Genomic DNA, 21357 nt, shown 5'->3' on the forward strand with positions numbered 1-21357 from the left:
CGTTACGTGCTCCAATGAGCCCCCTCGGCGCCCGCTGTAGCGGGCTCCCGTTGCATCAACGTGAACTTCGAAGGAGGAAAGCCTGCCCCCAGCATCTCTGGGGGCAGCGATGTTCCAGGTATTTGCGATCCGCCGTTCAGGCGGTGAGGCCGGGGATGCGCACGCCCCGCTCCTTCGCCACGTCGATGGCCTCCGGGTAGCCCGCGTCCGCGTGGCGCAGCACGCCCATGCCGGGGTCGGACGTGAGGACGCGCTCGATGCGGCGCGCGGCCTCCGGCGTGCCGTCCGCGACGATGACCTGGCCCGCGTGCAGCGAGTAGCCCATGCCCACGCCGCCGCCGTGGTGGAAGGACACCCACGAGGCGCCGTTCACCGCGTTCACCAGCGCGTTGAGGATGGGCCAGTCCGCCACCGCGTCCGAGCCGTCCTTCATGGCCTCCGTCTCACGGTTGGGGGACGCGACGCTGCCGCAGTCCAGGTGGTCGCGGCCAATCACGATGGGCGCCTTCACCTCGCCCTTGCGGACCAGTTCGTTGAACGCGAGGCCCGCCTTGGCGCGCTCGCCGTAGCCCAGCCAGCAGATGCGCGCGGGCAGGCCCTGGAACGCCACGCGCTCCTGGGCCATGTCCAGCCAGCGGTTGAGCGACGCCTTCTGCGGGAACAGCTCGCGCACCGCGCGGTCCGTGCGGCGGATGTCCTCCGGGTCTCCGGACAGCGCCACCCAGCGGAAGGGCCCCAGGCCCTCGCAGAACAGCGGGCGGATGTACGCGGGCACGAAGCCCGGGAACTCGAAGGCGTTCTCCATGCCGCCCACCTTCGCCTGACCGCGCAGGTTGTTGCCGTAGTCGAAGACGTGGCTGCCGGCGGCCTGGAAGTCGTTCATGGCCTGCACGTGCATGATCATCGACTCGCGGGCGCGCTTCACGTAGCCCTCCGGGTCGCGCTTGCGCAGCTCCGCGGCGGCCTCCAGCGACAGGTCCGTGGGGATGTAGCCGTTGAGTGGATCATGCGCGCTCGTCTGATCCGTCACGAGGTCCGGCTTGATGCCGCGCTTGTACAGCTCCCGGAACACCGACGCGGCGTTGCCGATGATGGCGATGGAGCGGCCCACGCGCTTGGCTTGAGCCTCCTTCGCCAGCGCCAGCGCCTCGTCCAGGTCCTTGGCCACCACGTCCAGGTAGCGCGTCTCCACGCGGCGCTGCGCGCGGTGCGGGTCGATTTCAACGCCCAGGAACACGGCGTTGTTCATGGTCGCGGCCAGGGGCTGCGCGCCGCCCATGCCGCCCAGGCCGCCGGAGAGGATGAGCCGGCCAGCCAGGTCCTCGCTGCCGAAGTGGAAGCGGCCCGCGGCGGCGAAGGTCTCGTAGGTGCCCTGCAGGATGCCCTGCGTGCCGATGTAGATCCACGAGCCGGCCGTCATCTGGCCGTACATCATCAGGCCCTTCTTCTCCAGCTCGTGGAAGTGCTCCCAGTTGGCCCAGTGGCCCACGAGGTTGGAGTTGGCGATGAGCACGCGCGGCGCGTCCGGGTGCGTGCGCAGGATGCCCACGGGCTTGCCGGACTGCACGAGCAGCGTCTCCTCGTCGGTGAGGCTCTGGAGGCTTGCGACAATGCGGTCGAAGGATGGCCAGTCCCGGGCGGCCTTGCCGGTGCCGCCGTAGACGACCAGGTCTCCGGGCTGCTCGGCCACTTCCGGGTCGAGGTTGTTCATCAGCATCCGGAGCGCGGCCTCCTGCACCCAGCCCTTGCAGGAGAGGGTGGTGCCGCGAGAGGCGCGGATGATGCGGGACATGCGGAAGACTCCTGGAAAGGGGGCGCCGCACCCTAACCGAACCCCCGGGGCCGCGGGGGGCTTGCGTGCAGGGCCAACGTCACTCCCGGACACGCTGGACGCCGTGCGTCAGTAGTCCTTGCGCGCGTCGATGTAGGCGCTGAAGTGGAACACGTTGGTGGAGTCGTAGAACTTGAAGTAGTTGCCCACGGGCAGGCTCAGCGCGTACGCGGTGCCCGAGCAGCCGGTGCAGATGAACGCGCCGTTGCGGCGGATGTTCCAGATGCCGCTGATGTCGTCCACGGTGGTGGAGATGGCCGGCGAGCCCACCAGCTCGAAGTCGTACTCGTTGCCGCCCGCGAACCCGTGGAAGTTCACGAACGCGGTGTTGGTGGACTGGTTCCAGGCGACGACGGTGTTGGAGCTCGTCACCGTGTAGCGCCCGGTGTTGTCGGCGACGTAGAGGCCGCGGCTGGACCAGATGCTGTGGACCACCGGCGCGGCCAGGGCGGGGAGCGACAGGAACAGCGCGGCGACGATGACGGAACGGAAGGCCTTCATGGGGGATGCCTCCTGATGCGGGGTTGACGCGGAGCGCCGGGGGGCACTCCGCGTGAAACCCATGCTGCATGATCCCCGTGAGGCTTGAAAGAGTGGTTTTCCGTGGAGTTGTGGGGACTCAGGATTGCGGGTGCGCGTCCACGTCACGGCCGGGCCGGGGCCCCGGGCCTGCCGGGAAGGCGCGGGCGCGGTAGAGTCCCGCCCGCGCAGAGGTGGGACATGGATCAGGGACAGGACGGGAAGGGGAGCGCGTTGGCGGTGCCGGCGGCCCAGCCTCCGTTGGAGAACCGGGCTCCGGACGTGGGGCCGGTGAAGACGGTGGCGGGCGGCGTGCCGGCGGTGCTGAGCGCGTTCAAGCACGTGCTGGGCGAGGCAGGCCCGTGGCGCGGCGGCAAGCTCATCTGGAAGGTCAACCAGCAGGACGGCTTCGACTGTCCGGGCTGCGCGTGGCCGGACCCCTCCCACCGGTCCGTGCAGGAGTACTGCGAGAACGGCGCGAAGGCGCTGGCGGAGGAGGGCACGCAGGAGCGCGTGACGCCGGAGTTCTTCCGCGACTGGAGCGTGGCGCGGCTCGCGGAGCAATCCGACCTGTGGCTGGGCAAGGCGGGCCGGCTCACGCACCCCATGGTGCTGCGCGAGGGCTCGGCGCACTACGAGCCCATCTCCTGGGATGACGCCTTCGCGCTGGTGGCGGAGGAGTTGAACGCGCTGGGCTCACCGGACGAGGCGGCCTTCTACACGTCTGGCCGCACGAGCAACGAAGCGGCGTTCCTGTACCAGTTGTTCGTGCGGCAGTTCGGCACCAACAACCTGCCGGACTGCTCGAACATGTGCCACGAGTCGAGCGGCACGGGACTGTCGGAGACGATTGGCATTGGCAAGGGGTCGGTGACGCTGGAGGACTTCGACCACGCGCAGGCCATCTTCGTCATCGGGCAGAACCCGGGCACCAACCACCCGCGCATGCTGACGGCGCTCCAGGCCGCCGCGCGCAGGGGCTGTGAGATTGTCAGCGTCAACCCGCTGCCGGAGACGGGGCTCAACCGCTTCAAGCACCCGCAGGAGGTGCTGCACCTGTTCGGCCCGGGCACGGCGCTGAACAAGCTGTTCCTCCAGGTGCGCATCAACGGCGACGTGGCGCTCCTCCAGGGCCTGGGCAAGGCGCTGCTGGACCGCGAGGCGAAGGCGCCGGGCACGGTGGTGGACCGGGCCTTCGTCGAGGGCAAGACGACGGGCTTCGACGCGTACGTGGAGCACCTGGCCACGGTGTCCTGGGACGACGTGGTGGAGCAGAGCGGAGTGCCTCGCGAGCAGATTGAAGAGGCCGCGGACATCCTGGCGCGCTCGGAGCGCACCATCTTCTGCTGGGCCATGGGGCTCACGCAGCACAAGAACGCGGTGGGCAACGTGCAGGAGATCGTGAACCTCACGCTCCTACGCGGCAGCATCGGCAAGCAGGGCGCGGGCGTGTGCCCGGTGCGCGGTCACAGCAACGTGCAGGGCGACCGCACCATGGGCATCTGGGAGCACGCGAAGCCCGAGTTCATGGACGCGCTGTCGAAGGAGTTCGGCTTCGCGCCGCCGCGCCACACCGGCCTGGACACGGTGGGGACCATCCAGGCGCTGCACGACGGGCGCGTGAAGGTGTTCTTCGCCATGGGCGGCAACTTCCTGTCCGCCACGCCGGACACGGAGTTCACCGCGCAAGCGCTCCGTCGCGCGCGGCTCACGGTGCACGTGTCCACGAAGCTCAACCGCGCGCACCTGGTGCATGGCCGGCGCGCGCTCATCCTCCCGTGCCTGGGGCGGACCGAGCACGACGTGCAGGCGTCGGGGCGGCAGTTCGTGACGGTGGAGGACTCGATGGGGATGGTGCACGCGTCGCGCGGCGCCGTGGCCCCCGCGTCCGAGCACCTGCTCAGCGAGCCCGTCATCGTGGCCCGGCTGGCGCAGGCCGTGCTGGGGGCGCGCTCGAAGGTGTCGTGGATGTCCCTGGTGGAGGACTACGACCGGGTGCGCGAGTTGATCCAGCGGTGCATCCCGGGCTTCGAGGACTTCAACCGCCGCGTGCACCAGCCCGGCGGGTTCGCGCTGCCCAACGGTCCGCGCGAGGGCCGCTTCACGACGAAGGACGGCAAGGCGCACTTCACGGTGCACGCGATGCCGCGCCACCGGCTGGAGCCCGGGCAGCTCATGATGATGACGCTGCGCTCGCATGATCAGTACAACACCACCGTGTACGGGCTGGACGACCGCTACCGGGGCATCCACCAGGGCCGGCGCGTGGTGTTCCTGCACCCGGAGGACGTGAAGGCGCGCGGGCTGACGGCGGGGCAGAAGGTGGACCTCACCAGCCACTTCCAGGGCGAGACGCGGGTGGCGCGCGAGTTCCTGGTGGTGCCGTACAACATCCCCCGCCAGTGCGCGGCGACGTACTTCCCGGAAGCGAACGTGCTGGTGCCGGTGGGCAGCTTCGCGGAGAAGAGCCGCACGCCCACGTCCAAGTCCGTGATCATCACCGTGGCCCCCAGCCCCGAGCCCTCCGCCCTGGTGCCCGCGAGCACGTCGAGGTCCGGGTGAGCGTCATGCCGTCGGTTGAAGCCTCCTCCTGGCCGGAGCCGCTCCAGGCCCTCCACGCGCGCGTCGCCGCGACGGCGCCGCAAGAGGCCGTGGCGTCGAGCGCGGAGTGGCGCGAGGACTTCGCCCGCTGGGTGCGCGGGGCTTCGCTGGAGGAGCGCACGCGCGCCCAGGCCGCCGCGTGGGAGCGGCTGTCCCCGGGCGAGCGCACCCCGGCCGAGCTCCTCTTCCTCCTGGCCTCGCTCAGCGAGCTGCTCTGGCCCTACGAGGAGCCGCGCGCGGGGCTCTTGAAGCAGCTGATCGCGAGGCGCGACGCGGCGGTGGCGGCGCTCCGCGAGGCGGGCGACACGGAGAGCGCCGAGCGCGTCCAGCGGGAGAGCACCCTCACGATCTCCACGGTGCTCACGCGCCACCTCAAGCGCCACCCGGAGGCGCTGTCGACGCTGGTTCGCGACGTGCCCTGCACCTACGACGGCCGCGCGCTGCGCTTCCAGGACTCGGTGGAGGTGGACCTCAAGTACGTCATGGGCACGGGCGCGAAGTCCGTGGACCTGCTGGAGCAGCTGCGCTCGCTGCTCCCCGACACCCGCGACGGGGGCCGCGACAAGCTCACCGACTTCATCCGCACGCGCGCCGCGCGCATCCCATGGCGTGAGGCGAGTGAGGTGCTGGGCGAGCGCCTCTTCGCGCTGGCCACGTCGCAGGACGGCCGCAGCGGCATGCGCGGCTTCCTCGCGTGCTACCCCAATGGGCGCAAGGAGCCGGACTGGTGCTCGCGAGCGGGGCTCCTGCTGGCGCGCACCGTGGAGGTGGGCGGACCGCCCGCGGTGGTGGAGAACCTCTGCGACCTGCTCACGCTCTTCGACGCGCCTCCGGTGGACGGCCTGCGTGGCGCACTGGGCGCGCTCGTGCAGAGCGACTTCGAGACGGCCGCCGACCTGGGCCACGCGCGCTTCGTGCTCGACCACTGCCAGGGCACGATGCGCAAGGCCGAGCCCGCGCTGGCGCTCACGCTCCTGTGGCTGGAGGAGCGCCTGTTCCGCGCCTCCGTGCGGCGTGGCGTGCCGGAGGCCTTCGAGCGGCGCACCCGCGCCCGCGCGAAGCTGGAGTCGCTGCCCGGCTTCACGCACCTGGTGTGGTTGGCGGAGGAGTGCGCGGAGATGTGGCCGCGCTTCCGCACGCCCGCGCGGCCCGGTCTGGATGGGTTGGTCGCCTGGCGCAAGGAGATCAGCTGGCGCATGGGCCGCAAGCCCGTGCTGCGCAAGGCGGCCATCGAGTTCCTCCTGTGGTGCGCACCCGATGAGGCCTCGTCGGAGGCGGAACTCACCACGCTGTCGCTCGTCCGCAACGCGACGGATCGGCGGCTGGTGCGCAAGATGTTGGAGCATCCGTCTCCCCGGGCCCGCTTCCGCGCCCGCTCGCTCCAGTCCTACCTCCAGGCCGGAGCAGGGCAGGACAAGCACGCACCTCCCTCCGAGGCTTCCGAGCCCTCGACGCTCACGGCCTCCCTGCGCCACCTGCACGTGACGCGCGCGGTGCCCCTGGGTGGACGCACCTGGCTGCGTGACCGCGACCTGGAGGACGTGCTCGTGGGCGCGGTGGGACGCGTGGAGGCGGAGGCCGCCCAGCGCCATCTCCAGCGCTTCCGTGAGGAGACGCCGGAGCTGATCTCGGGCCTGCTCGAAGGGCTGCGCTCGGAATTGGCGCATGTGCAGGCGGCGCTGGGGTCGCTGGTGGCGTCGCCGCTGTCGCTGTCCATGACGGTGCACCGCCACCCGGAGCCTTCTCCGGAGGCCGCGTCGGAGATCGCCTTCATCGTGTCCGTGGAGCGCGAGGGCTTCGTGCGCACGCGCCGGGTCGTCCGCGTGCCGGTGGCGAAGCTGGAGCAGCGCGGAGAGGGGCAGTGGCTGCCTACGTTCCGCCTGGGCCGCGAGCGCCTGGACGCGCTGCTCTCCCGCACGGAGGCCGCGTTCTGCCTCTTCCTGGTGCCCGCCTTCGTGCGACCGGAGCTGTGGGTGATGCCGGCCCGGCTGGCCCGGGCCTCGATGGAGACGCAGGGCGCCCTGTCCGGCGTGCCGCGCGAGGCCGCGCAGGGGGCCTCCCGGTCCCTGGCGCAGTGGCTGGTCTATGACGTGCTGGGCCTGTGGGTGGGCGACGAGCGCCCCGACGTCATCGACGCCTCCCGCGAGGGGGACGCTGGCGCCGGCTTCGTGGTCGACCTCACCGTCCGCTGACCGCTCCGGAAATGCCCCGGGAAATGTCCGGGAATATCCAGAAGCCCCGGCGTAAAGGCCCACGAGGGGTGCTGGAACACGCCTGGGAGGGGTCCCGGGTCACAGGTCCGTCCGTCGGCTGACGGAAAGGGCATGCCTCCACGCGCGCGTCGTCGCCGTGTCTCCAGGGAAGCGAGAGGCATTCATCATGAAGACTTCATTGCGTGCGGCGTGGGCCCTGCTGGGCCTGGCCGCCACGGTCGGACTGGGTGCGTGTGGTGAGGGCACCGGAGTAAACGCCGAGCACCGGCTCGTGTCGTCCTCCGGCGAGCCCGTGCTCGCGCAGCAGACGTCGGCGCTGTCGGACACGCTGGAGCAGTACGCGGCCAAGTGCGACGCGGCCATCGGCGCCACGGTGCCGGACTTCAACTGCGAATTGGGCACGCTCGTACCCACGACGAACCACCTCAATGGCAAGTGTGACCGGCCCAACCGGCTCAACGAGCAGTGCGACCCGGGCAGCCGCTTCCAGGTGCTGAAGGAGACGGCGGACGTGTCCATCGTCGCGCACTGCCGCAAGCAGGGGAACGCGGCGAACTACTACGGCGACATCGCCGTCATCCAGACGAACAAGAAGAACGGCGCCACCTGCTTCTACCAGGCGCTGGGCACGCTCTACGGCGCGGACGTGAAGGCGCCCTCCAAGGGCACGGGCGCGTGGAGCTGGAAGACGCCCGCGGACACGGCGTCCATCCGCTGCGTGCGCTGCCATGACAACGGGGCGCTCATCCGCTCGCCGTACCTGACGCAGCTGACGGGCGTGAACAAGCTGCCGGGCACGGGGGACTTCGGCTTCAACCACGACCAGCCCTATCGCTTCATCGGCGCGGACTTCGCGACGTGGAAGGCCTACAAGGTCGAGGTCGCCGGCAACGTGTGCCTGGGCTGCCACCGCATGGGCACGAACAACCAGCTGGGCTACGACGACGGCGTGGCGCTGGACCTGGGCATCCGCGCCACCGCGACGTCGGAGGTGGCGAAGAACCCGCACTCGCCCTCGTCGCCCATCTGGATGACGCCGGGCTCCACCTACTACAGCCCGGACAACGCCGCGGCCGCCGCCGCCATCCGCGCCTGCGCGCTGCGCCGCAACGAGGTGCCGCTGCCCAACACGGCCGCGTGCCGCATCACCCAGTACACGGACGTGGGCGTGCCCAACCTCCCGGGCACCTTCACGGCGGTGTGGGAGCCGAGCACGCAGTCCGAGCTCCAGGCCTACGCCCGCACCTACGCGGACTACCGCGAGAAGTATGATCAGCTCTGGTCGCAGGGCTGGCGGCTGCACACGCTGCAGCCGTACGTGGTGGGCACGCAGGTGCTCTACAACGCCGTCTGGCGTCCGAGCACCGAAGGCGAGATCCAGCTCTACGGCGCCACGTACACCGCCTTCCGCGCGAAGTACGACGAGCTGTGGCCGCAGGGCTGGCGCCTGAAGATCCTCCAGCCGTACGTGCTGAACGGGCAGACGTATTACACGGCCGTCTGGCGCCCGAGCACGGAAGGGGAGATTCAAATCTACGGCGCGACCTATGCGTCGTACCGCTCGACGTACGACTCGCTGTGGCCGCAGGGCTGGCGTCTGAAGCTGCTGCAGCCCTACGTGGTGAACGGGCAGACCTACTACACGGCCGTGTGGCGCCCCAGCACCGAGGGCGAGGTGCAGGTGTACGGCGCCACGTACGCGTCCTTCCGCTCGACGTACGACTCGCTGTGGCCGCAGGGCTGGCGTCTGAAGCTGCTGGAGCCGTACGTGGTGAACGGGCAGACGTTCTACACGGCGGTGTGGCGGCCTGGCACCGCGGGCGAGCTCCAGTTGTACGGCTCGGACTACAGCGGCTACCGCGGCTACTACGACTCGCTGTGGCCGCAGGGCTGGCGCCTGAAGATCCTCCGCGCCTACTGAGCGCGGTCCACCATCCGTCATCGGTTCCGGGGGGGAACCGTTTCCTCAATGAACCTGCCGAGCGAGGAGTCCGCCGTGCCGCGTTTCCACTGCGAGATGAAGTCGGAGCAGAAGGGGGCGCGCGCGCGGGCCCAGGATGAACGTCCAGGGACGTACGTGGACGGGGTCCGGTGGCGCCAGTCGCGGGCCCGGGTGCGGAGCGGATCCACGGGGGGATACCTGCCCGCGCGTCACGAAGCGCGGGACGAGACGGTGGCGCCCGAGCCGTTGAATCGCGATGAGGCCCCGCGTGCACTCCGGATGCAGGTGGAGCCCGGGGATGCGCCTCCGCCGGAGCAGGCGACCTTCGGTGAGCTGGTCGCCACCTCCGCCGCGGCGAGGGCCAGCTTCGAGCGCATGGCGTGCGCGGCGGCATGCAACGCCACGGTGCTGCTGGAAGGGGAGACGGGCACGGGCAAGAGCCGCGCGGCGCTCGCCATCCACCGCGCCGGGGCTCGCGCGAACGCGCCGTTCCTCGTCGTGGACTGCGGCGCGCTCCCGGCCAACCTCCTGGAGAGCGAGCTGTTCGGTCACGAGAAAGGGGCCTTCACCGGCGCCATCCAGCGCCGCGTGGGCGCCTTCGAGGAGGCCGACGGAGGCACCATCTTCCTGGACGAGATTGGCGAGCTCCCCGCCGAGCTCCAGCCGAAGCTGCTGCGCGTGCTGGAGAACCGGGAGATCCGCCGCCTGGGCTCCAACACGTACCAGCCGGTCAACGTGCGGGTCATCGCGGCCACGCACCGCGACCTGCGCGCGGAGGTCGAGGCAGGCCGCTTCCGCGCGGACCTGTTCTTCCGCCTCGCGGTGGTGGGCATCCCGTTGCCTTCGCTGCGCGAGCGCACGGAGGACATCCCGCTCATCGTCGAGCGCATCCTCGCGGGGCTGGGCGCCACCCCCGAACAGCTCGCGAAGCTCACCGCGCCGGACTTCCTCACGCGGCTCCAGCGCGCCGCCTGGCCGGGCAACGTGCGCGAATTGCGCAACCACCTGGAGCGCTGCCTCGTCTTCCAGAGCGCGCTGCCGCCCACGTCGCCGGATGCCGTGAATGCCCTGGCCCCCGCCGCGCCTCGCGGGGTGGATGCCTCGTTGACGTACGCGGAGTCGCGCCGCCGGGCGCTGGAGACCTTCGAGCACGACTACGTCGAAGCGCTCCTCAAGCTGCACGGAGGCAAGGTGTCCCAGGCCGCCGCCGCCGCGGACATGGACCGCGTCTACCTGTACCGGCTCCTGCGCCGGCACGGGCTCAAGAGCTGACGCCAGGCGGGGCTCACAAATCCCGCGCGCGGCGGGAGCGGGTGTCGGAGAATCCTCCGCATGTCCGCTCCCATCCTCGACCTGCACTCGCTCCCGTCGATGCCCGCCTCGCTCCTGCGCGCGGCGAATCCCTTCGGGAAGTCCCGGGGCAGCACCACGCTGCCGGCCCTGACGCTGCGGGCGCATGGCTGCCGCGCGACGCCCGTGATGCTGGAGCGTTACCGGACCGCGTGCGGCTTCGACGCCGACGGCTTCCTGCCGCTCCCGTACCCGCAGGTGCTGGCGACGCCGCTGCACATGCAGCTGCTGGGGCAGCCCGACTTCCCGTACTCCGCGATGGGCATCGTGCACGTGCGCAACCGCGTCCAGCAGCACCGCCGCGTGCCGGACACCGCCGCGCTCACCGTGGCGTGCCGCTTCGAAGCCCAACGCGAAGTTCCCGCCGGCCACGAGTTCGACATCGAGACGCGCGTCGAAGCCCAGGAGAGCGGCGAGCTGCTCTGGCAGGCCGTCAGCACCATGCTGCGCCGCAACGCCGGGCGGAAGGACAAGGACAGCGCGCGCAAGGCCCCGCCGCCGGAGGACCCGCGCTTCGCGTCCAGCCGCCCCGCGCCCTGGAGCATCCCCGCGGACACCGGACGCCGCTACGCGCGGGCCTCCGGCGACTTCAACCCCATCCACCTCACCGCCGTCACCGCGAAGCCCTTCGGCTTCTCTCGCGCCATCGCGCACGGCATGTGGACGCTCGCGCGCTGCGTGGCGGAGCTGGGTGAAGCGGCCCACGCGGACGCGCTCCAGCTGGACTGCGACTTCAAGAAGCCCCTCTTCCTTCCGTCCCGGGTGACGTTCCAGACGGCTCGCGAGCTCGCGGGCGTGGCGTTCCGGGTGTTGTCGGAGGAGGGGAAGCCGCACCTCGTGGGGCGGCTGGCCTGAGGAGACGGGCGACGCGCCGGCGGGCCGGAGAGGGGCCCGCCAGACGCGTCAATCACTCAGCTCCGGGAGGTCCGGCAGACTGTCCGGGTCCAGCTTCATCAGGGCGCACAGCCGGCTCAGCGTGGGGATGGTGGGGACCATCACCCCTCGCTCGACGCGGGCCAGCACTTCCACGCCCAGTTCCAGATGCTCCGCGACTTCCTCCATGGAGAGCCCCGCCTGCTGCCGCGCTGCCTTCAGCGCGGCGCCAAGCGCTTCGGCCCGCTCTCTCCGACTCTGTGTCATCCCCCGAGCATGGCGCCATCCGGCCCGCGCGTCACTTGAATCCCACACGCACCCCTCATGGACGGTGGCCCGGCCAGGGAGCGCCTCCCCGGGACGTGAAGTCCCCAACAGCCCGCCGTCCCCCGGTTCCAGGTGGCCCGAGGCCCCCTCCGGGCCCGCCGGAACCCCGTCGGCCCACCCCCGGACGGAGGGGCCGGGTGGGGTGGCCGCGCGTCCCGGGCATGCGCACGCTGCTGCCCAGGAGGGACCTTGCGCATTGGCGCCAGACAGGGGCTGTGTTACGCCGCCGCACCCTGTCTTCCATCTTTGGGACCCCAATCGAGGAGAAGTGAATGACCCGTCGTCACGTGCGCGTCGTCGGCGCGATGCTCCAGAACGAGATGGGTCGCTACCTCATCACCCAGCGTCCTCCCACCGCGTCGCTGCCCCTCTTGTGGGAGTTCCCGGGCGGCCGGGTGGAGGAGGGGGAGCAGGACACGGCGGCGCTCGCCCGCGAGCTGCACGAGGAGATGGGGGTCCGCATCGAGGTGCTCGAGCAGGTCATGCACACCCGCCACGAGTACCCGACCTACGACATCGACTTCCGCGTGTTCCGCTGCCGCCTGAGCCACCCGGACGCGGAGATCCACCACCTGCGCGTGCATGACCACCGCTGGGTGGCGCTGGAGGAGATGGGCCAGTACCGCTTCCCTGACGCGGACGCGAAGACCCTGGCCCGGCTGCTGGACCTGGACCACTGACCGTGCGCCCCTCCACGCGCCTCGTCGCCGCCGCGGGCCTCCTCTTGTCCGCCGCCTGCTCCAGCTCCCGCCCCACGCCCACGGCTTCCGGCGCTCCGGACGCCGGCATGCAGCAGGTGCCCGCCACGGGAATGGAGGGCTGCCTGCTCTACACGGACGGCCGCCAGACGGGCACCGTGCCCCGCCAGGTCCCGGAGCTCTCCGGCCTGGCCGCCAGCCAGCGCCACCCGGGCATCTTCTGGGGGCACAACGACTCCAACAACGCCTTCGAGCTGTTCGCCCTGGACGAGACGGGCGCGGTGAAGGCCACGCTGAGCCTCACCGGCGCGGATCCCCGCGACATCGAGGACATCGCCGTGGGCCCGTGCGCGCCCGGCGGCAACGACTCCTGCATCTTCCTGGCGGACACCGGCGACAACTTCGAGCGGCGCAAGGAGGTGCGCCTGTTCCGGCTGCCCGAGCCCGCTTCCGTCGCCGACGCCACGCTCCCGGTGGAGGCGCTGCCCTTCACCTACGAGGACGGTGCCCATGACGCCGAGTCGCTGATTGTCGACGGCCGCTCCGGGCAGGTGGGGATCCTCACCAAGACGCGCGTGTCCCTGGGCGACCTGTACGCGGTGGAGGGCCTGAAGCCCGGTGCCACGGGCAACGCTCGCAAGCTGGGCACCCTGCGCGTGCCGGATGACGTGGACCGCCTGTCCACCGCCGCCGCCCTGCATCCCTCCGGCGAGCGCCTGCTGGTGCGCACGTACACCCGCGTGTGGGAGCTGCGCCGCCCGGACGCGAAGCGGCTGGAGGACTTCGTCCAGGCGCAGGTGGTGGAGGTCCCCGGCGCCAGCCAGGCCCAGGCGGAGGCCGTGACGTTCCTCCAGGACGGCCGCGGCTACCTGTTGGGCAGTGAGTTCGCGGGCGAGCCCCTGGTCCGCGTCGACTGCCGCTGATCGGACAGTCCCGACCCCGTTCGTCGTCATCCGATCACGCCCTGCGGTTGACGGCTTGGCGGTGGTGACCATCTTTGGCCGGCTGAGGGAACCGTCATCCGACATGGTGTCGCATGCACGGGGGAGGGGGAGGGCGAGCGTGCCGACGATGAAGCCACAGGACCTGCCGCCGGGGATGGGCCCGCGCGGAAAGAAGAGCGACAAGCCAACACCCACGAAAGGTGGGTTCAAGTTCGGCTCACCACTGGGCTACATCCTCCTGCTCGTCCTGGGGTTCCTGCTGTTCCGGAACGTGTTTCAGGACGCGGGCGTGCGCCGGGTGTCGTACAGCCAACTGCGCGACGCGGTGGAGAACAATCAGTTCAGCCGTGTCCAGATTTCAAACGAGTGGGTGAAGGGCTTCCTCAAGGACAATGCCCAGCCCCCTCCGGGCGAGCGCGGCACGCTGCGCAGCGAGCCGAGCGCCCTGCCGTGGATGGCCTACCGCGTCCCCGGTGACGAGGGCCTGGTGCCCCTGCTGGAGCAGAAGGGCATCCAGTTCGAGGCCGTGCCCCAATCCAGCTTCAGCGAGGTGCTGTGGATCTGGCTCATCCCGATGGGCCTGCTCATCCTCTTCTGGAGCTTCATGATGCGCCGGATGTCCGGCGGCATGGGCCAGGGCCCGCAGAGCGTCATGTCCTTTGGCAAGACGCGCGCGAAGGTGCAGGCGGAGGCCGACACCGGCGTGGGCTTCAAGGACGTGGCCGGCGTGGACGAGGCCGTGGACGAGCTCCGCGAAATCGTCGAGTTCCTCAAGACGCCGGAGAAGTTCCGCCGCCTGGGTGGCCGCATCCCCAAGGGCGTGCTGCTCGTGGGCCCTCCGGGCACGGGCAAGACGCTGCTGGCGCGGGCCGTGGCCGGTGAAGCGGGCGTGCCCTTCTTCAACCTCTCCGGTTCGGAGTTCGTGGAGATGTTCGTCGGCGTGGGCGCGGCCCGCGTCCGCGACCTCTTCGCCCAGGCCACCGCGAAGGCGCCGTGCATCATCTTCATCGACGAGCTGGACGCCATCGGCAAGAGCCGCAACTCGGGCGTGGCCGGCGGCCATGACGAGCGCGAGCAGACGCTCAACCAGTTGCTCGCGGAGATGGACGGCTTCGACAGCCGCGCGGGCCTCATCATCCTGGCGGCGACGAACCGCCCGGAGATCCTGGACAGCGCGCTGATGCGCCCGGGCCGCTTCGACCGGCAGGTGCTGGTGGACCGTCCGGACAAGCGCGGCCGCGAGCGGGTGCTGGAGATCCACGCCAAGGGCGTGAAGCTGGCCCAGGACGTGGACCTCAAGGTGATTGCCAGCCGCACGCCGGGCTTCGCCGGCGCGGACCTGGCCAACGTGGTGAACGAGGCGGCGCTGCTCGCCGCGCGCAAGAACCGCGACGCGGTGATGCGGGCGGACTTCGAGGAGGCCATCGAGCGCGTGGTGGCGGGCCTGGAGAAGAAGAACCGCCGCATGAACGAGCGCGAGAAGGAGATCGTCGCGCACCACGAGGCGGGCCACGCGGTGGTGGGCTGGATGCTGCCCTACGCGGAGCGGGTGACGAAGGTGTCCATCATCCCGCGAGGCCTGGCGGCGCTGGGCTACACCATGTCGCTGCCGCTGGAGGACCGCTACCTCATGTCCTTCGACGAGCTGCGCGACAAGATGGCCGGCATGATGGGCGGCCGCGCGGCGGAGGAGATCTTCATCGGCGAGGTGTCCACCGGCGCGTCCAACGACATCAAGCAGGCGACGGAGATCGCCAAGATGATGGTCCGCGACTACGGCATGAGCACGCTGGGTCCGGTGGCGCTGAGCGGTGAGCAGGGGCCGGGCTTCTTGCGGTCCGCGGGCATGCCGGAGTCGCGCAGCTACTCCGAGCAGACCGCGCGGATGATCGACGACGAGGTCCGCAAGATGGTCGCCGAGGCGCTGGACCGCGCCCGGGAGGTCCTCCACACCCACCGCGACAAGGTGGAGGCCCTGGCGGCGCGGCTGCTGGCGACGGAGGTCATCGAGGAGGAGGCGATGATCACCATCCTGGGGCCCAAGGTGCAGGCGCAGCGCGGCCTGCTCCACCCGGAAGCGCGCACGGTCATCTCCGCGCACCCCGTGGGGGGCACGGAGTCCGAGCCCAACGTGCCGCCCACGCAGCACGCCGAAGGCAAGCTCGACTCCTGAGCTACGCCTGCCTGCCCTCCGGGCAGCCCTTCGCCCACCGGATCCACCGCCAGCCTGCGGTGACCGGTGGGCGAAATTACTTTCCAACGACAAGGAGGCGTCGCCGTGGAGAACCGGATCGGAAAGAGCTACGTCGCGCGGAAAGCGTTGTTCGCCAAGGGCCTGAAGGACGGCCGGCTCACGGTGCAGGAGATCGAGGAGGCGCTTCCCGCGGGGACGCTGACGGCCGCCGAGCGGTGGCTCCTCTACTACTCCCTTCGCGCCGCGCAGGTGGAGATCATCGACGAGGTGACCGGGCAGGTGGATCACGGCTTCATGGCGGAAGCGCCGCCCCAGGCCCCGTCCAACCACTAGGCGCGTTGACAGGACCGTCCTCGCGGTTACGTTCGCGCCGCTCATCGAGGTTCGCTTCTTCCAACCCCTGGCGCAGGTTCGATAATGGACGGCAATCCCCGCAGCGACGAGACCCCGGAGACGCAGGCCCCCGCTGACACCCAGGTGGAGGCGGCCGACGACACGCAGGCCGAGGCCGCCCAGGATGGCGAGGTGGCCCGGCTCCAGTCGGAGCTGGAGGCGGCGCGCCGCCGGGTGAACGAGCTGGCCCGGGGGCTCCAGGACCTCACCAAGGACCGCGAGGAGTTCAAGCAGCGCATCACCCGCGAGCGGGAGCGCATGCTGGACGTGGAGCGCGGCAACGTGGCCCGTACGCTGCTGGAGGCCATCGACGAGCTGGACCTGGTGCTCAACGCCAGCCAGCAGGACACGTCTCCGGTGGTCCAGGGCGTGCGGATGATCCGCGACAGCCTGCTGTCCAAGGCCCAGGCCACCGGCATCGAGCGCCTCCAGGTGGTGGGGCGGCCCTATGATCCGAACCTGGCCGAGGCGGCGGACATGGAGGTGACGCCCGTCCCCGCGGACGACCAGAAGGTGGTTGCCGAGTTCCGCGCGGGCTACCGCCTGAAGGACCGCATCATCCGCCCCGCCCGGGTGAAGGTGGCCCGGTACGTGGCCCCCGCCCAGGCCTGACGTCCGCTCGGGCCCGCGACCCCACGGGTGTCGCGGGCCGGGAAGGGGGGAGGCCACCGGTCTGTTGGGCCCTGACGCCATGGCCCGCCGTGTAAGCTGCCACCCCGTGTCCGTCCGACTGTTCAGCGTCCTTTGCGCGGTGGCGCTCGCCCCGGTGGCGGGAGCCGCCGAGGATCCGCTCAAGCCCTGGCTCCAGGCCCGGGTTCGCGAGCACCTGGCCTATTTCGCCTCCCCGACGCCCGCGACGGTGGACGCCCCGTCCACCGCGGGCGTGTCCTCGCTGTGGCGCGAGCGCCCCGCGGGCTACGCGGGCCTGCCGCGCTTCACGCCCCCCACGTCGCTGGCGCCGCTGATCCGCGCGGTGGAGGCGGGCGTGGTGAACATCACCACGGTGGGGCCCGGCGCGGTGGCGGGCGCGGTGAAGCGCTCCACCGGCTCCGGCTTCGTGCTGACGCCCGACGGGCTCGTCGTCACCAACAACCATGTGGTGGCCAACGCGCAGGGCCCGGCGGTGAACCCCAGCGGCTCCGGCGTCACGCCAAGCAGGGACGGCCCCCGCGAGGTGCCGGTGCAGCAGGTGTCCGTGCGGCTGGCGGACGGCCGCGAGTTCCCCGCGGAGGTGGTGGGCCGCGACGCGTCCACGGACGTGGCGCTCCTGCGGCTGAACGGCGCCGGGCTGGGGACGCTGCCCGCGGTGTTCCTGGGCGACTCCGACGCGCTGGAGGTGGGGGACTGGGTGGTGGCCATCGGCAACCCGTTCGGCCTGGACCACTCGGTGGCGCACGGCATGATTTCAGCGAAGGAGCGCGTGCTGGGCGTGGGCCAGTTCGACGACTTCATCCAGACGGACGCCCTCATCAACCCCGGCAACTCCGGCGGCCCGCTCTTCAACATGAAGGGCGAGGTGATTGGCGTGAACACCGCCATCATCAGCGAAGGGCAGGGCATTGGCTTCGCGGTGCCCATCAACCTGGTGAAGGACCTGCTGCCCAACCTGCGGGAGAACGGGAAGCTGGAGCGCGGCTGGCTGGGCGTCGTCATCAACGAGGACGGCGCGGACGCCACCGCCACGGCGCCGGTGGTGAAGGACGTCTACCGCGGCAGCCCCGCCGCCCAGGCGCACATCCGCCCTGGAGACCGGCTGGTGGCGGTGAACGGGCGGCCCATTGGCAGCTACCTCCAGCTCTTGCGCAAGGTGGCGCTGCTGGCCCCGGGCACGGAGGCGAAGCTGACGCTGCTGCGCGACGGCGGCACCCAGGAGGTGGCGGTGCGGCTCGTCGCCCGGCCCGCGCAGGAGGCCACGGAGGGGCTCTCCAACCGGGGCGGCAGCAGCGCGAACGACCTGGGGCTGGTGCTGCGGGATCTGACGCCGGAGGTGGCCGCGCCCCTGGGCTACGAGGCCTTCCTGGGCGCGCTCGTGTCCGGCGTGGTGCCGCGCAGCCCGGCGGAGCAGGCCGGACTGCGCGCGGGCGACGTCGTCATGGAGGTGAACCGCCGCCGCGTGAAGGATGCCTCCGCGGTGAAGGCCGCCCTGGAGCGGGGCAGCGCCGGGGCCAGCATCCTCCTGCGCGTCCAGCGGGGCGACGCGCTCCAGTACATCGCCATCGCCCGCTGATCCGGCGCCGCGGCGCGCGCGCTACTTCGCGCCCGCGTCCTTGCCGTTGAGCCACAGACCCAGCTGGTTGCCGGTGCGGCCCTCGGTGACGAGGACGGCTTCGATGCGGGCGTTGACGCCGTAGTTCTTCCCGCCACCCTTCTTGGGCAGCGTCCACACCGACTGCGGCGTGAAGACGACCTGCGCGCGCACGCCCCGCGCCATGAACATGCGGTTGAACGTGCCGCCGTTCCACATGTCCGGCGCCGTGCCGCTCACCGTGAGGTAGTTCATCACCGGGTTGCCCTGCGCGTCCGTCTTCTTCGGGGCGCCGTGGCACAGGCCGTACTTCCCGCCCGAGAAGAAGGGCGTGATGTTGATGGTGTACTCGTTGGTGCCGGGGTTGAAGTCGCCGGGGGACAGCATGCCCGCGTCGTCCTCGGTGACGATCATGTACAGGCGCTTGCCCGTGTACTTCTTGCGGAAGGCCTCCGCCTGCTGCTTGCACTGCGGATCCACGAGCGCCCCGTCACACTCGCCCACGTACTTCTCCAGGAAGGCCCCCAGCCCACCCAGGGGCTCGGACTCGTCACGCAGCTTCGCGAAGCGCGAGTCGACGTCGGCCAGGGCGAGCGTGGGCACAAGGAGGGCGAAGGCGGCGGCCAGGATGCGATTCACGGCGGGAAACTCCGGAAAAAGGGGGGAAGGACAGCCCTGGGATGGTGCCACTCCCGCCGCGCCGGGGGCAGCGCTTTCCCGTGAACCGGAACATGGTGAGTCACGGTGCGTCAGGGTGGATGTAGGTGATTATTTGCCTACATCTGGCTACCGTGTAGTTTGCCCCTGTCCCCACCTGTTTCGGAGCCCTCCCCGCATGAACACGCAGCCCCAGGAACGCCGCTCCCACCTGCGCTTCGACAAGATTTTCACCGTGTACCTGTCCACCCAGGACGGAATGATGCGGGGCATCGGCCGCAACATCAGCGCGCGGGGGATGTTCATCGAGGTTCGCGACTCGCTGGGTCTGGGCGAGAAGCTGAAGGTGACGTTCGCGGGCGAGGACGGCACGGAGATGACGTGCCTGTGCGAGGTCCGCTACCAGGTGGCGCTGGCCTTTGGCCGCAAGGACGGGCGTCCCGGCAACAGCCGCGGCGTGGGTCTGCGCATCGTGGCCTACGAGACCATGGATGACGCGCCGCTGCTCCTGGTGGACCGCGAGCGGGTGATGCACTGAAACACCACGGGGCACGGCCCTTCCCCCATTGAAGCGGGAAGACACCGTGCCCCGGGGGGCGAAGCAGGAATCGGTGACGCCGGTTACTGCGAGAAGCCCTCGAGGAGGTAGTGGGCCTCGATGCGCTTGAGCGCGAGGATCATCGCGGCGCAGCGGCTGTCCACCGGCTTCCCGATGCAGTACGGGCGGCTGTCGTGCATCTCCGTCTTGCGCGGCTGGTTGCGCGAGATGTCCCGGATGATGCGGTAGTTGCGCTTCATGGCGCGCTCGAGGCGCTGATCGACTTCCGCCTCGCTCCAGCGCTCCATGCGCTTGTTCTGGATCCACTCGTAGTAGGACACCGTCACGCCGCCGGCGTTGGCGATGATGTCCGGGATGAGCTCGATGCCGCGCTTCTGCAGCACGCGGTCGGCCTCCGGAGTGGTGGGGCCGTTGGCGCCCTCGGCGATGAGCTTGACCTTGAGGCGCTCCGCGACGTCCGCGGTGATCTCGCCACCCAGGGCGGCCGGGACGAGGATGTCCGCCTGCACGTCCCAGAGGTCCTTCTTCTCGATGCGCTGCGCGCCGGGGAAGCCCACGACGGAGCGCTTGAGGTTCTTGGGATCCGACACGTACGCGGACAGCGCGTTCACGTCGATGCCGTCGCCGTTGAAGATGGAGCCGTCGGCGTCGTTCACGGCCAGCAGGCGCGCGCCCATGTTCGACAGGATGTTGGCGGCGTGGCTGCCCACGTTGCCGAAGCCCTGGAGGACGAAGGTCTTGCCCTTCACGCTCTCGCCGCGGTCGGCGTAGTAGTCCTCGATGCAGAACGCGACGCCCTGGCCGGTGGCCTTGCCGCGGCCCTCCGAGCCACCGATGCGCACGTCCTTGCCGGTGACGATGCCGCGCAGGTTGTGGCGCTCGCGCTCACCGTCGGAGAACTGGCGGTACAGCAGCGCCATGATCTCCGGGTTGGTGCCCACGTCCGGCGCCGGGATGTCGATGTTCGGCCCGATGAGGCTCTTGAGCCGGTACATGAAGCGCAGGGTGATGGCCTCGATCTCCTCGCGGCCGTACTCGCGCGGATCCAGCTGGATGCCGCCCTTGCCGCCGCCGAACGGGACCTCCGCGATGGCGGTCTTCCAGGTCATCTCCGCGGCCAGGGCCTTGAAGAGATCCAGGGACACCTCGCGGTGGTAGCGCAGGCCGCCCTTGTAGGGGCCACGGGCCTGGTTGTGCTGGACGCGGTAGGCCTTGAAGCGCTGCGACTCACCGGGGACCAGCTGGTACACCAGACCGTCCGGCAGCCGCAGGTGGCCGTGGCGGATGGCCACGTCCGAACCCAGCAGGGCGCGGCCGTTCAGGATGAGGTTGCCGTTGGCCAGGCGCTCCAGGCCTTCGGGGTTGCGCACCTGGGTCACGGAGAGGTCGGCGAAGGACTTCGCCGCCTCGGCGGACAGCGGCACGAGCCGGTCCTTGAGCTTCGCGGTGACGTAGAAGATGTGCTCGTAGTCGGGCTCTTCGAGCTCCAGACGCACCCGCTTGTCCAGGCCGATGAGATCCGCCGCGAAGTGGAAGATCTCCATCGCCTCCGTGTAGATGGTGCGCTTGGGCGTAGGGGCCGGGGCGCGCATGAAAGTCTCTTCGCTGGCCATGATGGAACGTGCTCCTTGAGGGCCCACCCGAATGGGGGCCACTGGGGAAAGCGGCGCCCTTATGAGCACAGGCGCCACGGGGATTCAACCAGTCTGGCGCCAGGCCATTTCTCCAAATTAGGGAGAAAGTTCGCGGGCTTAGCCGACGCGGTGTGTCACCTCAACGAATGCACCGTGTCATGAATGTCAGGGCTTCTGGGGGGTAGAAGCGGGCGTGGGGGCGGGGCCTTGAAAAACCCCGGAGAAACTCCTTGCCGGGTCCGAATGCGGATGGTACTTACGCGCCGCCTTCGGTGCGCCGACATAGCTCAGTTGGTAGAGCAACTGATTCGTAATCAGTAGGTCTCCGGTTCAAATCCGGATGTCGGCTCCAAGAAGAAAAAGGCCGGTTGCCCCTG

General features: G+C 70.3%; 17 protein-coding genes and 1 tRNA gene. 13 read left to right on the forward strand and 5 right to left on the reverse strand.

Features of this window, described 5'->3' with window-relative positions; genetic code table 11:
- Positions 1–136: 136 nt before the first annotated feature.
- A complete protein-coding gene (gene hutU, locus ACX114_RS17920) occupies positions 137–1792 on the reverse strand; it encodes a urocanate hydratase (protein ID WP_459299321.1) in 1656 nt (551 codons plus the stop codon).
- A gap of 108 nt (positions 1793–1900) precedes the next feature.
- Entirely contained in the window at positions 1901–2332 is a 432-nt protein-coding gene (locus tag ACX114_RS17925) for a hypothetical protein (RefSeq protein WP_459299322.1), read from the reverse strand.
- Between the two features lie 219 nt (positions 2333–2551).
- On the opposite strand from ACX114_RS17925, the gene ACX114_RS17930 reads away from it, so the two are divergent.
- From ACX114_RS17930 to ACX114_RS17950, 5 genes are all read left to right on the forward strand, one after another.
- Entirely contained in the window at positions 2552–4912 is a 2361-nt protein-coding gene (locus tag ACX114_RS17930) for an FdhF/YdeP family oxidoreductase (protein WP_459299324.1), read from the forward strand.
- Positions 4913–4917: 5 nt separating this feature from the next.
- Complete coding sequence (locus ACX114_RS17935; RefSeq protein WP_459299326.1) at positions 4918–7143, forward strand: hypothetical protein; 2226 nt, start codon at positions 4918–4920, stop codon at positions 7141–7143.
- 187 nt (positions 7144–7330) lie between these two features.
- Complete coding sequence (locus ACX114_RS17940; protein ID WP_459299328.1) at positions 7331–9085, forward strand: hypothetical protein; 1755 nt, start codon at positions 7331–7333, stop codon at positions 9083–9085.
- 48 nt (positions 9086–9133) lie between these two features.
- A complete protein-coding gene (locus ACX114_RS17945) occupies positions 9134–10378 on the forward strand; it encodes a sigma-54 interaction domain-containing protein (protein ID WP_459299330.1) in 1245 nt (414 codons plus the stop codon).
- 60 nt (positions 10379–10438) lie between these two features.
- Positions 10439–11311, forward strand: a complete 873-nt coding sequence (locus ACX114_RS17950) for a MaoC family dehydratase (protein ID WP_459299332.1) — start codon at positions 10439–10441, stop codon at positions 11309–11311.
- Between the two features lie 48 nt (positions 11312–11359).
- Here the strand turns inward: ACX114_RS17950 and ACX114_RS17955 are convergent, their stop codons facing one another.
- Positions 11360–11596 carry a helix-turn-helix domain-containing protein gene (locus ACX114_RS17955; RefSeq protein WP_043321491.1) on the reverse strand — a complete coding sequence of 79 codons (237 nt, stop codon included), beginning with the start codon at positions 11594–11596 and terminating at the stop codon, positions 11360–11362.
- A gap of 332 nt (positions 11597–11928) precedes the next feature.
- Between ACX114_RS17955 and ACX114_RS17960 the strand changes: the two genes are divergently transcribed.
- From ACX114_RS17960 to ACX114_RS17985, 6 genes are all read left to right on the forward strand, one after another.
- Positions 11929–12336 (forward strand): (deoxy)nucleoside triphosphate pyrophosphohydrolase, encoded by a 408-nt coding sequence (locus ACX114_RS17960; protein WP_459299334.1) that lies wholly within the window; start codon positions 11929–11931, stop codon positions 12334–12336.
- A 107-nt stretch (positions 12337–12443) separates the two neighbouring features.
- Complete coding sequence (locus ACX114_RS17965) at positions 12444–13277, forward strand: hypothetical protein (RefSeq protein ID WP_459300193.1); 834 nt, start codon at positions 12444–12446, stop codon at positions 13275–13277.
- A 148-nt stretch (positions 13278–13425) separates the two neighbouring features.
- On the forward strand, positions 13426–15471 hold the full coding sequence (ftsH, locus tag ACX114_RS17970; RefSeq protein WP_459300195.1) for an ATP-dependent zinc metalloprotease FtsH: 2046 nt from the start codon (positions 13426–13428) through the stop codon (positions 15469–15471).
- Positions 15472–15576: 105 nt separating this feature from the next.
- Positions 15577–15825: an RNA polymerase sigma factor region1.1 domain-containing protein gene (locus tag ACX114_RS17975; RefSeq protein ID WP_014396380.1), complete on the forward strand. Its 249-nt coding sequence runs from the start codon at positions 15577–15579 to the stop codon at positions 15823–15825.
- An 84-nt stretch (positions 15826–15909) separates the two neighbouring features.
- A complete protein-coding gene (locus ACX114_RS17980) occupies positions 15910–16497 on the forward strand; it encodes a nucleotide exchange factor GrpE (protein ID WP_459299337.1) in 588 nt (195 codons plus the stop codon).
- A 79-nt stretch (positions 16498–16576) separates the two neighbouring features.
- Positions 16577–18112 carry a trypsin-like peptidase domain-containing protein gene (locus tag ACX114_RS17985; RefSeq protein WP_459299339.1) on the forward strand — a complete coding sequence of 512 codons (1536 nt, stop codon included), beginning with the start codon at positions 16577–16579 and terminating at the stop codon, positions 18110–18112.
- A gap of 21 nt (positions 18113–18133) precedes the next feature.
- Here the strand turns inward: ACX114_RS17985 and ACX114_RS17990 are convergent, their stop codons facing one another.
- Positions 18134–18769: a DUF6066 family protein gene (locus ACX114_RS17990; protein ID WP_459299341.1), complete on the reverse strand. Its 636-nt coding sequence runs from the start codon at positions 18767–18769 to the stop codon at positions 18134–18136.
- A gap of 196 nt (positions 18770–18965) precedes the next feature.
- Here ACX114_RS17990 and ACX114_RS17995 point away from each other — a divergent pair, with 196 nt between their 5' ends.
- Entirely contained in the window at positions 18966–19325 is a 360-nt protein-coding gene (locus ACX114_RS17995; protein ID WP_014396384.1) for a PilZ domain-containing protein, read from the forward strand.
- Between the two features lie 83 nt (positions 19326–19408).
- Here ACX114_RS17995 and ACX114_RS18000 read toward each other — a convergent pair whose 3' ends face one another.
- Positions 19409–20959 (reverse strand): Glu/Leu/Phe/Val family dehydrogenase, encoded by a 1551-nt coding sequence (locus ACX114_RS18000; RefSeq protein WP_459299343.1) that lies wholly within the window; start codon positions 20957–20959, stop codon positions 19409–19411.
- Between the two features lie 297 nt (positions 20960–21256).
- Here ACX114_RS18000 and ACX114_RS18005 point away from each other — a divergent pair.
- Positions 21257–21332 (forward strand) — tRNA-Thr (locus tag ACX114_RS18005).
- Positions 21333–21357: the final 25 nt, after the last annotated feature.

The organism is Corallococcus sp. M7 (assembly GCF_054512695.1).